We start from the raw sequence: 11635 nt of genomic DNA on the forward strand, positions 1-11635 counted from the left end.
TAACTGGCATCAGTCCTAAAAAAAGCTTATTCATCCATTGGCTATTGACAGAATAATTGAGGCTGATTCACACGCTTTCAGGCACGCTACCGCCCTTGGCTTTCAGTTACCAATCCACTGACTAAACAATGCGTTATGGTTAGACACCCTCTTGGATAAGGCCTTTTGCGAAATATATCAAACGCCTCACAGGGGCGATTGATAATGTATAGCTTTCACCAAAGACCGAAACAAAAATAGCAACAAGGAGATTTAACATTTGATGCTGGAAGAATTGTTGCAGCTAACCTAATAGCAGGCAAGGAGACAACCGTCCTAATATTCGTTTTTAAGATTAATATTAAGAGCAAAGTTTTAAGGTTTTCGGATTTTCTTTATATTGACAAAATAGATCGCCAGACCATTTATTGCGATATATCCTAAATATCGTCTTATGTAATTAAATCTTCGCAATTAACTTATTTACACCGCCCGGCAAATGGGGCTTACCTGAGTGTAGCATTAAGAGAAATCTCACCCCGGCATTGCAATTTCCGTCGGCTTTATCCATGATCGAAGTGTGACATTAGTCATATAACAGAAGGTATTGCATTTACTATGGAATGGATTGCCGATCCATCAATCTGGGCCGGGCTGGTGACGCTGGTCGTCATCGAATTAGTGCTCGGCATTGATAACCTGGTGTTTATCGCTATCCTTGCCGATAAATTACCCCCTTCACAACGCGACCGCGCCCGCGTGACGGGTCTTCTGCTCGCCATGGTGATGCGTCTGCTGTTACTGGCCTCAATCTCCTGGCTGGTGACGCTGACCAAACCCTTATTCAGCGTGCAGGGTCTGAGCTTTAGCGCCCGCGACCTGATCATGCTTTTCGGCGGATTGTTCCTGCTGTTCAAAGCCACGGTTGAGCTTAATGAGCGGCTGGAAGGAAAAGACAGTGAAAACCCCACCCAGCGACGCGGTGCAAAATTCTGGCCGGTGGTCGCGCAGATAGTGGTGCTGGATGCCGTCTTTTCTCTCGACTCCGTGATCACAGCCGTCGGGATGGTTGACCATCTGGCGGTGATGATGGCCGCGGTGATCATCGCCATCACCCTGATGGTGCTCGCCAGTAAAGCCCTGACGCGCTTTGTGAACAGTCACCCGACTATCGTCATCCTCTGTCTGAGCTTCCTGCTGATGATTGGCTTTAGCCTGGTGGCGGATGGTTTTGGCTTCCATATCCCGAAAGGGTATCTGTACGCCGCCATTGGTTTCTCGGTGCTGATTGAGTTTCTCAATCAGCTGGCCATTTTCAACCGTCGCCGTTTTCTCTCCGCGAACCAGACATTACGACAGCGCACCGCAGATACGGTGATGCGCCTGCTGAGCGGCAAAAAAGAGGATGCCGAGCTGGATGCTGAATCCGCGGCGATGCTTGCCGACCACAGCGACGGGCAGATCTTCAACCCGCAGGAACGCCGGATGATAGAGCGCGTGCTTAACCTCAACCAGCGCTCGGTGAGCAGTATCATGACCTCCCGCCATGACATTGAGCATATTGACCTGACGGCGCCGGAAGAGCAGATCCGCGCCCTGCTGGATAAAAACCAGCACACCCGCGTGGTCGTGACCGGCGGTGAAGAGGAAGAAGAGCTGCTGGGCGTGGTACACGTGATTGACCTCCTGCAACAGCAGCTCCACGGCGAGCCGCTCAACCTGCGGGCGCTGGTGCGCCAGCCGCTGGTCTTCCCGGAAGCGCTACCGCTGCTCTCCGCGCTGGAGCAGTTCCGCAACGCGCGTACCCACTTCGCGTTTGTCGTTGATGAGTTTGGTTCTGTGGAAGGGCTGGTGACGCTCAGCGACGTGATGGAAACCATCGCTGGTAATCTGCCTAATGAGGTGGATGAGATCGATGCGCGTCACGATATTCAGAAAAACGCCGACGGCAGCTGGACCGCCAACGGCCATATGCCGCTCGAAGATCTGGTGCAGTTCGTTCCGCTTCCGCTGGATGAGAAGCGCGAATACCACACCATCGCCGGTTTGCTGATGGAATATCTGCAACGTATTCCGCAGCCGGGCGAAGAGGTCCAGGTGGGGGATTACATGATCAAAACCTTGCAGGTAGAGAGCCATCGCGTGCAGAAGGTGCAGCTGATACCGCTGCGCGGTGAAGATGAGATGGATTTTGAGGTGTAAAAAAGCCGGGTGGCGCTTCGCTTACCCGGCCTACGGTGTCTGGCTTTTGTAGGCCGGGTAAGGCAAAGCCGCCACCCGGCACAACAGGCATCACAGCTTATCGAGCAGCTTTTTCACGTCCTTACCTGACTGAGACTCTTTATTGCGGTCCGCCCAGTCATTCAGCCGACGTTTCGCTTCATCCTGAAGGTGCTTCCGCAGGATCTGATCGACCTGCAAACTGTAATTCAACTCCTGCCATTTTCCGTACACGCGCAGCGGTATCGGCGTCTCTTTCAGGAACTCCACAAGCTGGCCTTCGCCTTCCCAGCCAGCCTTCACGCGGACGTTGAAGCGGGTGTCTGCCGTCTCTTTCACCAGATCCAGCGCGCCGGTTCCGGTCAGCGCCAGCAGTGACGAAGTCCCCTGCATGTCGTCAAGCGAGAGCTGACCGTTATCGAGGGCAAGCTCGCTGGTAAAGCTGTCCAGACGGGTTGCGCTGTCGTAGTTTTCATTCGCTTTCACGCTGCTGCTGCGCTCTACCGCCTGCTGCACCAGTTGCTGGAAGTTCAGCCCTTCCATGCGCGAATCTTTCAGCTCAACGTGCGCCTGCCCCTGCCAGCTACGACGGAAGGCGTCCGCATCAATCTTCGTACCAGAGAAATCCCCTGCCAGCGACAGCTGCCCCGTGAGGGCAATCGGGTAATTAAAGGCTTTCAGGATGGTGCCAATCTCAACGTTTTCCAGACGCGGCTGGAACGCGGCGCTGGCAACGTCTTTGCGTACATCCAGCGTGCCCGGCAGGGAGAGGTTCCCTGCTCCCATTTTTCCGCTGAGCTCGGAGATGACCAGCAGGCCGTTGTGGTTGAACATCTGGCTGCTGACGTCAGTAAAATCAATCCCACGCCAGCGCACGCTGTTCGCTTTCAGCAGAATGTCGGCGGTAAATCCGCGCAGGCCGTTGTAGTCAGGCTGATCGAGATTTGAGGAGATCACCGGACGCGACTGCGTGACCTGGCTTTGCCCCACCTGCGTGGCTCCCTCATCGGTCGCGTTCACCGGTTGGGGCGGAAGCAGGTTCTCGAGGTTCAGCTTGTCGAATTGCAGATCCAGCACCCACTTAGGTTTCTCATCAAGCGTGACGCTCGCCTGCCCCTTCAGGGCACTGTCGTTGGCCTGGAGGTTGAGCGCGTTCAGTTCGAGCTGTTTGCGCTCTTCATGCCACACCGCCTGCATCGTGCCCTGGCCGGCAATCCCCTTCGCGGGTAAATCCGCGCCGGTCAGCTGCCAGTTAAGCTGCTGAACGTCCGCAGTCAGCTGGTGCGGATAATCAGAGGCGTTCACGTTCGCGTTCATCGACAGGTTGAGATCGCGCTGATTGCGGTTGATCCGCCCGGAGAACTCCATGGTGGCGTGATGGTTGGCATCCTGCTCCATCCTGAGGTTGATATTGCGTACGGTGATCTGTTCGTCATCTTCATGCTGGAAAACCAGCACGCTGTCGGCAACTTTCAGATTACCAATATCGAACGACCAGCCGGTGTCAGACGGGACGTCAGGCAAGGTGTTTTCACGCGGTGCGACCGGAGCATCCGCCTGACGAACGGCTTCGGTTTGCGGCGTAAGCTGAATCACCGCCCCTTTCAGCATCACCTGTTCAACCTGGAGCTGATGGGATAAGAGCGGGATGAGCGCGACATCAAGACGCATGTTATCCGCCGTGACCAGCGGCTGCGCGGCACCCGGCGCGGTGAGGGACATACGTCCGGAGAGAATGCTGAGCTGAGGCCAGACGTGCCAGCGCAGCGGCCCGTCCAGCTTGAGTTCATACCCGCTGCGCGCTTCCACCTGCCGCACCATGTAGGCCCGGAAGTCATTCGGGTTAACCAGCAGCACCAACGCTGAAAGGCCAGCCACCAGCACCACCAGCAAAATCATCAGCGTTGTCAGAACTCTTCTCATGGCTTCCTCAGTGAACTCACAGATCAGTCTTTATCGATACGACTGGCAACCGCACCCTGCTGGTCGCGATATTTTGCGTCCTGACGGCGGTTATAAGGACGGTCTGCCGGGCCGGTCAGCGGTTCAAAGCTCAACGCACCAATCATCATTCCCGGACGAAGCGCCAGCGGCAGTTTACCGGCGTTAAAGAACTCCAGCACGATACGGCCAGACCAGCCCGGATCGATACGGTGCGCGGTGACGTGCACCATCAGGCCCAGACGCGCCAGGGAAGAGCGTCCGTCAAGCCAGCCGACCAGGTCCGCAGGCAGCGTGACCGATTCAAAGGTCACCGCCAGCGCCAGTTCGCCAGGATGGAGATAAAACGCCTCTCCTTCTTCGATGACGATTTCGTCGCTCATGACGCGATCCAGCGCCGCACTGACTTCGTCTTTCGGCCCGCTGAGGTCGATAAACGGTGCCGTGTGGCCGCTGAAGGTGCGGAATTTATTCCCCAGACGCACATCGACGGTCACGCCGTTAATACGCTCAACCGGCGGACGCGGGGTGATAGACAGGCGGCCTTCATCCAGCCAGGCTTCTATATCGCGGTCACAAAGACGCATGGCACTTTCTCCTTTCGTGCATCGCGCCCTGAAGCCTTACGGCGTCAGGGCAAAACCAGGTTATCTCTGAACGGTACACAATTCACACGGCTTATTCAAAAAACTGACTGATTTTCGCTTTTAAGATATCAATGGCAATACGGTTTTTACCGCCGCGAGGCACGATAATATCGGCGTATTGTTTCGAAGGCTCAATAAATTGCAGGAACATCGGGCGAACGGTTTTCTGATATTGCGCCATCACGGAGTCCATGGAGCGGCCGCGTTCGTTAACGTCGCGTTTAATACGCCGCATCAGGCAGATATCCAGCGGAGTGTCGACGAAAATCGAGAAGTTCATAGATTCGCGCAGACGGGCGTCGGTGAGCAGCAAAATCCCTTCAAGGATAATCACCTTCTTGGGCTCGATACGGATCGTTTCCTGGGTGCGGGTATGTTCCACGTAGCTGTAGACGGGCAGCTCAATCGCCTCGCCGCGCTTCAGCGCTTCCAGATGCTGGAACAGCAGGCTGTGATCCATCGCACTGGGGTGGTCGTAGTTGGTTTTTACGCGCTCTTCCATCGAAAGATGGGATTGATCTTTGTAATAGCTATCTTCGGGAATAACACCGATATGCTCATCACCCACTTGTTCACGCAGTTCGCGATAAAGCGTACTGGCAATAAGACTTTTACCTGAAGCCGATGCGCCGGCGATGCCTATGATGACGCACTGATGAGACTTATCAGTCATAAATTTAGCGACCTGATTAACCTGGATGTAAGGAAGGACGACGCCGGAGCGTCAAACGCGGCAATTATAGGGATTTCGGGGGCGTGATACCAGTCGAATGCGCAGGTTATGCGAGGCGGGCTGAAAAGCGCCGTTTCACGCCTTTAGCGAAATTTTTACGCGCGGTTTTTCGCCATTTCATTACCCTTCTTCGCAGAGTAACTATTTTATAAGTCTATGAAGTCAAAATCTGACCACTCAGCATATGAATTGTAAAATGTTTGTACTAGCATAAACCAAATTATTAATTTCACGCGTCCGGACCTGGCTCCTGACAACATGGCGTCCCTGGATAGAGCGGTAATGAATAAACAATACCAGCGGGTTTTGGTTACTACCCCACATCCTTTACTGCGGCTTGTCTGTCTGGGTCTGGTCACGTTCATCTTCACCTTATTTTCCCTCGAGCTGACTCGCTTCGGTACGCTGCTGGCGCCACTATGGTTCCCGACTTCAATTATGATGGTGGCGTTTTACCGCCATGCGGGAAAAATGTGGCCCGGCATTGCGCTCGCCTGCTCCTTTGGCAATATTTTTGCCTCGTGGATGCTCTTCTCATGGGCATCGATCAACATCACCTACACGGCGATCAATATCATTGAGGCCACGGTTGGCGCGCTGTTACTGCGTAAGCTGCTCCCCTGGTATAACCCGCTGCAAAACCTCAACGACTGGGTCCGGCTTGCCCTCGGCAGTGCCCTGGTGCCGCCGCTGGTGGGGGGCGTTCTGGTTCATTTTCTGGTGCCGAGCGCGGAGCCGCTGCGTAATTTCCTTGTCTGGGTACTTTCAGAAGCCATTGGCGCACTGGCGCTGGTGCCGTTAGGTCTGCTGTTTAAGCCGCATTACCTGCTGCGCCACCGCAACCCGAAACTGCTGCTGGAAACGCTGGTGACCCTGGTCGTCACGCTGGTTCTTAGCTGGACGGCAATCACCTGGCTGCCGTGGCCATTCACCTGCATTATCGTTCTACTGATGTGGAGCGCGGTCCGTCTGCCGCGTATGGAAGCGTTCCTGATATTTTTATTCACCATCATGATGGTGTCCCTGATGATGGCGCGAAATCCGCTCTCCATGACGCCCTCCACCATGATCGTCACCTTCAACGCGCCGTGGCTCCCCTTCCTGATGATGCTGCTCCCCGCCAACATTATGACGATGGTGATGTATGCCTTCCGGGCCGAGCGTAAACATATTACGGAAAGCGAAGAACGTTTTCGCAATGCGATGGAGTATTCCGCGATTGGTATGGCGCTGGTGGGCATTGAGGGCCAGTGGCTCCAGGCCAACAAGGCTCTGTGCAATTTCCTCGGTTACAGCCAGTCTGAGCTTCAGTCGCTCACGTTCCAGCAGTTAACCTGGCCGGAAGATTTAAATACCGACCTGGAACAGTTGCAACAGCTGATTCACGGCGAGATCAACACCTACACCCTCGAAAAACGCTACTACACCCGCAGCGGCGAGGTGGTGTGGGCGCTGCTGGCCGTCTCCGTTGTGCGCCATGCCGACGGCACCCCGCTCTACTTTATTGCCCAGATTGAAGACATCAACGATCTGAAACAGACCGAGTGGGTGAATAAGCGTCTGATGGAGCGTATCACTCTCGCTAACGAAGCCGGCGGAATCGGGATTTGGGAGTGGGATCTCGAGCCGGACGTAATCAGCTGGGATAAACGGATGTTTGAGCTGTACGAGATCCCCTCGCACATTAAACCCACCTGGCAGCTCTGGCATGCGGCCATGGTGCCTGAAGATCGTACGCACGCCGAACAGGTCCTGCGTGAGTCACTCCAGGCCAGGGTACCTTTCAAGCTGGAATTTCGCATTCGCGTCAAGGATGGCATTCGCCACATTCGTTCGCTGGCGAACCGGGTGCTGAACAAACAGGGCGAAGTGGAGCGGCTGTTAGGGATCAACATGGATATGACCGAGGTGAAGCAGCTGAACGAGGCGCTGTTCCAGGAAAAAGAGCGCCTGCATATCACCCTCGACTCCATCGGCGAAGCGGTGCTGTGTACCGACATCGACATGAACATCACCTTTATGAACCCGGTCGCCGAGAAGATGAGCGGCTGGTCGCAAAGCGAAGCGCTGGGTCAGCCCGTTCTGAAGGTGCTGCACATTACCTTCGGCGAGAACGGTCCGTTAATGGAAAACATCCACAGCGGCGATATGTCCCGTACCGATATCGAACAGGATGTGGTGCTTAACTGCCGCAATGGCGGCAGTTTCGACATTCATTACAGCATTACCCCCCTCAGCACTCTGGAAGGGCACACCATCGGCTCGGTGCTGGTGATTCAGGACGTCACCGAGTCGCGCAAAATGCTGCGCCAGCTGAGCTACAGCGCTTCCCATGACGCCCTTACCCACCTGGCGAACCGCGTCAGCTTTGAAAACCACCTTAAGCGCCTGTTGCAGACGGTACAGGAGACCCATCAGCGTCACGCGCTGGTCTTTATCGATCTTGACCGTTTCAAGGCGGTGAACGATACGGCAGGCCACGCGGCGGGCGACGCTCTCCTGCGCGAACTCTCTTCGCTAATGCTGACCATGCTGCGCTCCAGCGACGTGCTGGCGCGTCTGGGCGGCGACGAGTTTGGCCTGCTGCTGCCGGACTGCAACGTCGAAAGCGCACGCTATATTGCGGGCCGGTTGATCGACGCCATCAACAACTATCATTTTTCCTGGGAAGGACGCCTGCACCGCATTGGCGCCAGCGCGGGGATTACGCTGATTGACGACACCAATTACCAGGCTGCGGAAGTGATGTCTCAGGCCGATATCGCCTGCTACGCCTCGAAAAACAGCGGGCGCGGCGTGGTCACCGTCTACGAACCCCAGCAGGAGCGGATCCACAGCACGCGCAGCATGATGTCGCTGGACGAGCAGTGGCACATGATTAAAGATAACCATCTGCTGATGATCGCCCGCAGCGTCGCCTCGCCGCGCATTCCCGAGAGCAGTAGCTTCTGGCTGATTTCCTTGCGGCTGTGGACCAGCCAGGGGGAAGTGCTGGAAGAGCATGCCTTCCGCGCCGGGCTGGCGGAGCCGGAGCTGCTGCACGCCCTGGACCGACGGATATTCAGCGAATTTTTCCGTACCTATGCCGCACAGGTGGCGGCCAAAGGAATGGGCGTCGCGCTGCCGCTCTCAGAAGCGGGTTTAGCCAGCGTCACGCTGGTGGATGAGCTGCTCGACCTGATCACCAGAGGTCCGCTGCCGGCGCGGCTGCTGCATCTGGCGATCGCCGTTGATGTGCTGAGCAATACGGATGAAAACGTGCAGCAGGGTCTGCAAAAGCTTCGTCAGGCCGGCTGTCGCGTGGTGCTGACCCGGGTCGGACGCGATATGAACGTCTTCAGCCAGCTCAGCGCCAACACCGCCGATTATCTGCTGCTGGATACAGACATGGTGACCAACGTCCACGGCAATCTGATGGATGAGATGATGGTGACAATCATTCAGGGCCACGCCCAGCGTCTGGGCATAAAAACCATTGCCGGGCCATGCCATCAGTCGATCATGATGGATACGCTGTCGGGCATCGGCGTTGATTTTATTTACGGCGACACCATCGGGGAAGCGCAGCCGCTTGATCTACTGCTGAATACCAGCTATTTCGCCATCAACTGACGGCGACCAGCCGTCGGTGTACCAGATATGTAACAGCGCATACGAGCGCCACGGCTGCCAGCGTTCGGCATAGCGACGGATCTGCGCGGGCGTCATACCGGCAAAGCGCTGTTTAATCAGATAGTCATCCGGCAGGAAAACATCCTTCGCCTGCCAGCCGCGCAGGGCCAGATAATTCGCGGTCCAGCGCCCGATGCCGGGGCGCTGCTGTAGCGCCTTCATCCCGGCCTCAACGTTCGCAGGCGGGAACAGCGGGAATTCACCGTCCACCACCGACTGCGCCAGATGAATCAACGACTCCGCACGCCTGAGCGGCATCCCGAGGGCTTTCAACGCCAGCGGATCTGCCGCGGCCAGCACCTCTGGCGGAGGAAAGCAGAGATAGCCCGGCGCATCCTCAATGGGTTCACCGCACAGCGCCACCACCCGTGACACCAGTTTTGCCGCCATCGCCACGCTCACCAGTTGCCCGAGAATGGCGCGCACGCCCTGCTCGTATGCATCCATCGCGCCGGGCAAACGTAAGCCCGGCCGCGCCGCGCCGAGCTCGCCGAGAGTCTGCGCAATGTGCAGCGGGTCGCAATCGAGGTCAAACAGGCGGGAGATGCGGTCGAGGCAGATATCCGCCACCGGGATCAGGCCAGGGCTGAGCGACACCGCCAGCGTAGGGGTTGCGCTGTCTGGCGTAACCCGGAAAACGCCCTGGTGCCCGGCATAGCCAAAACTGCGCTCGTAGTAATCCTCCGTAACGGTCTCAACCCCCGTGACCGCACGCGCGGCAAGAAAGCCAAACATCCACGACCAGTCGTAGGGCGGTTGCCAGTTCAGGGTGTACATCGTCTCTCCTTTTGTATTTACCTCAGCATAAACCGAAAGATCGCCTTGCGCCTTGCTTTCATATTCCTGTTGTCGCCTGGCAGACATTTCGCTAAAGTCTCGCCCCTTCTCACCGGCATGGGGATTTATTGTGTTTATTGGATTCGACTACGGCACCGCAAACTGCTCGGTTGCGATAATGCAAAACGGACAACCGCAGCTCCTGAAAATGGAAAACGGCAGTACGCTGTTGCCGTCAATGCTTTGTGCGCCCACGCGTGAAGCGGTGAGCGAGTGGCTGTTCCGCCACCATCAGGTTCCGGCCACGGCGGCGGAGACCCAGGCGCTGCTGCGCCGTGCGGTCAGCTTTAACCGCGAGGAAGATATCGACGTTACCCCGTCCAGCGTGCAGTTCGGCCTCTCTTCCCTCGGGCAGTACATTGAAGACCCGGAAGAGGTCTACTTCGTTAAATCGCCGAAATCCTTCCTCGGCGCCAGCGGCCTGAAGCCGCAGCAGGTGGCGATGTTTGAAGATCTGGTCTGCGCGATGATGCTGCACATCCGCAATCAGGCGCAGTCCCAGGTGCCGGATGCCATCACCCAGGCGGTGATTGGCCGTCCGATTAACTTTCAGGGGCTGGGCGGCGACGAAGCCAACCAGCAGGCGCAGGGGATCCTTGAGCGTGCAGCGCACCGGGCAGGCTTCCGTGACGTGGTGTTCCAGTATGAGCCGGTTGCGGCGGGGCTGGATTTTGAAGCCACGCTGACGGAAGAGAAACGGGTGCTGGTGGTGGACATCGGCGGCGGTACGACGGACTGTTCATTACTGCTGATGGGTCCCCAGTGGCATCACCGTCGCGATCGTGAAAATAGTCTGCTGGGGCACAGCGGCTGCCGCGTGGGCGGTAACGATCTTGATATTGCCCTGGCCTTCAAGAGCCTGATGCCGCTGCTCGGTATGGGCGGTCAAACCGAGAAAGGCATCGCCCTGCCGATCCTGCCGTGGTGGAACGCGATTGCCATCAACGACGTCCCTGCCCAGAGTGATTTTTACAGCACCGCGAATGGCCGTTTCCTCAACGATCTGGTGCGTGATGCGCAGGATGCAGAGAAGGTCGCACTTCTGTATAAGGTGTGGCGTCAGCGCCTGAGCTACCGCGTGGTGCGCACCGCCGAAGAGAGCAAAATTGCCCTTTCCGATCGTCCAGAGCATGCGGTTTCGCTGCCGTTTATCAGTGACGATCTGGCTACGGCTATCACCCAGGAAGGGCTGGAAATGGCGCTGACTCAGCCGCTTCAGCGTATTCTGGAGCAGGTGCAACTGGCGCTTGAGAACGGCAAAGTGAAGCCGGACGTAATTTACCTGACTGGCGGTAGCGCCCGTTCGCCGCTGATCAAGAAAGCGCTGGCGGAACAGCTGCCGGGGATCCCGATTGCCGGCGGCGATGACTTTGGCTCCGTTACGGCAGGGCTGGCGCGCTGGGCGCAGGTGGTGTTTAGCTAATGGGGTTATGCCGGGTGGCGGCTTCGCCTTACCCGGCCTACAAGATCTTCCAACCGTAGGCCGGGTAAGCGCAGCGCCACCCGGCGAAGGCGAAACAGCGCGCCACACTCAGACAATTCCCGACAGTCTTCCATATTTCCTCCATTTTTCCGCTGTGTTAGCTGACTAAACTAGTATCATTCC

The 11635-nt window shown here is 56.8% G+C and carries 7 protein-coding genes; 3 read left to right on the top strand and 4 right to left on the bottom strand.

The features are described from left to right. Window positions 1–597: 597 nt before the first annotated feature. A complete protein-coding gene (locus tag LOC22_RS02670; RefSeq protein ID WP_015572372.1) occupies window positions 598–2181 on the top strand; it encodes a TerC family protein in 1584 nt (527 codons plus the stop codon). 90 nt (window positions 2182–2271) lie between these two features. Here the strand turns inward: LOC22_RS02670 and asmA are convergent, their stop codons facing one another. The 3 genes from asmA to udk all read right to left on the bottom strand — a co-directional run bounded on the left by asmA (window position 2272) and on the right by udk (window position 5460). Beyond that, window positions 2272–4122, bottom strand: a complete 1851-nt coding sequence (asmA, locus tag LOC22_RS02675; RefSeq protein WP_032654208.1) for an outer membrane assembly protein AsmA — start codon at window positions 4120–4122, stop codon at window positions 2272–2274. A 23-nt stretch (window positions 4123–4145) separates the two neighbouring features. Next, window positions 4146–4727 carry a dCTP deaminase gene (dcd, locus tag LOC22_RS02680; protein ID WP_006811250.1) on the bottom strand — a complete coding sequence of 194 codons (582 nt, stop codon included), beginning with the start codon at window positions 4725–4727 and terminating at the stop codon, window positions 4146–4148. Between the two features lie 91 nt (window positions 4728–4818). Then, the gene (gene udk / locus LOC22_RS02685) at window positions 4819–5460 is read right to left on the bottom strand and encodes a uridine kinase (RefSeq protein WP_000130320.1); all 642 of its coding nucleotides are present in this window, start codon (window positions 5458–5460) and stop codon (window positions 4819–4821) included. Between the two features lie 342 nt (window positions 5461–5802). Between udk and LOC22_RS02690 the strand changes: the two genes are divergently transcribed. Beyond that, on the top strand, window positions 5803–9132 hold the full coding sequence (locus LOC22_RS02690) for a diguanylate cyclase (protein ID WP_230239334.1): 3330 nt from the start codon (window positions 5803–5805) through the stop codon (window positions 9130–9132). Here LOC22_RS02690 and alkA read toward each other — a convergent pair. Continuing rightward, the gene (gene alkA / locus LOC22_RS02695; protein ID WP_163358652.1) at window positions 9097–9969 is read right to left on the bottom strand and encodes a DNA-3-methyladenine glycosylase 2; all 873 of its coding nucleotides are present in this window, start codon (window positions 9967–9969) and stop codon (window positions 9097–9099) included. The genes LOC22_RS02690 and alkA overlap by 36 nt on opposite strands. Window positions 9970–10099: 130 nt before the next feature. Here alkA and yegD point away from each other — a divergent pair, with 130 nt between their 5' ends. Continuing rightward, a complete protein-coding gene (gene yegD, locus LOC22_RS02700; protein WP_040117858.1) occupies window positions 10100–11452 on the top strand; it encodes a molecular chaperone in 1353 nt (450 codons plus the stop codon). Window positions 11453–11635 lie beyond the last annotated feature (183 nt).

Origin of the sequence: Enterobacter sp. AN-K1, assembly GCF_020971765.1 — a bacterium.
In the GTDB taxonomy this organism is placed as follows: Bacteria; Pseudomonadota; Gammaproteobacteria; order Enterobacterales; family Enterobacteriaceae; genus Enterobacter; species Enterobacter hormaechei_C.

Excerpts from the sequence above, each read along its gene's own strand:
- dcd (WP_006811250.1), bottom strand. The coding sequence starts at position 4,727 with ATGCGTCTTTGTGACCGCGATATAGAAGCCTGGCTGGATGAAGGCCGC.
- alkA (WP_163358652.1), bottom strand. The coding sequence starts at position 9,969 with ATGTACACCCTGAACTGGCAACCGCCCTACGACTGGTCGTGGATGTTT.
- LOC22_RS02670 (WP_015572372.1), top strand. The coding sequence starts at position 598 with ATGGAATGGATTGCCGATCCATCAATCTGGGCCGGGCTGGTGACGCTG.
- LOC22_RS02690 (WP_230239334.1), top strand. The coding sequence starts at position 5,803 with ATGAATAAACAATACCAGCGGGTTTTGGTTACTACCCCACATCCTTTA.
- asmA (WP_032654208.1), bottom strand. The coding sequence starts at position 4,122 with ATGAGAAGAGTTCTGACAACGCTGATGATTTTGCTGGTGGTGCTGGTG.
- udk (WP_000130320.1), bottom strand. The coding sequence starts at position 5,460 with ATGACTGATAAGTCTCATCAGTGCGTCATCATAGGCATCGCCGGCGCA.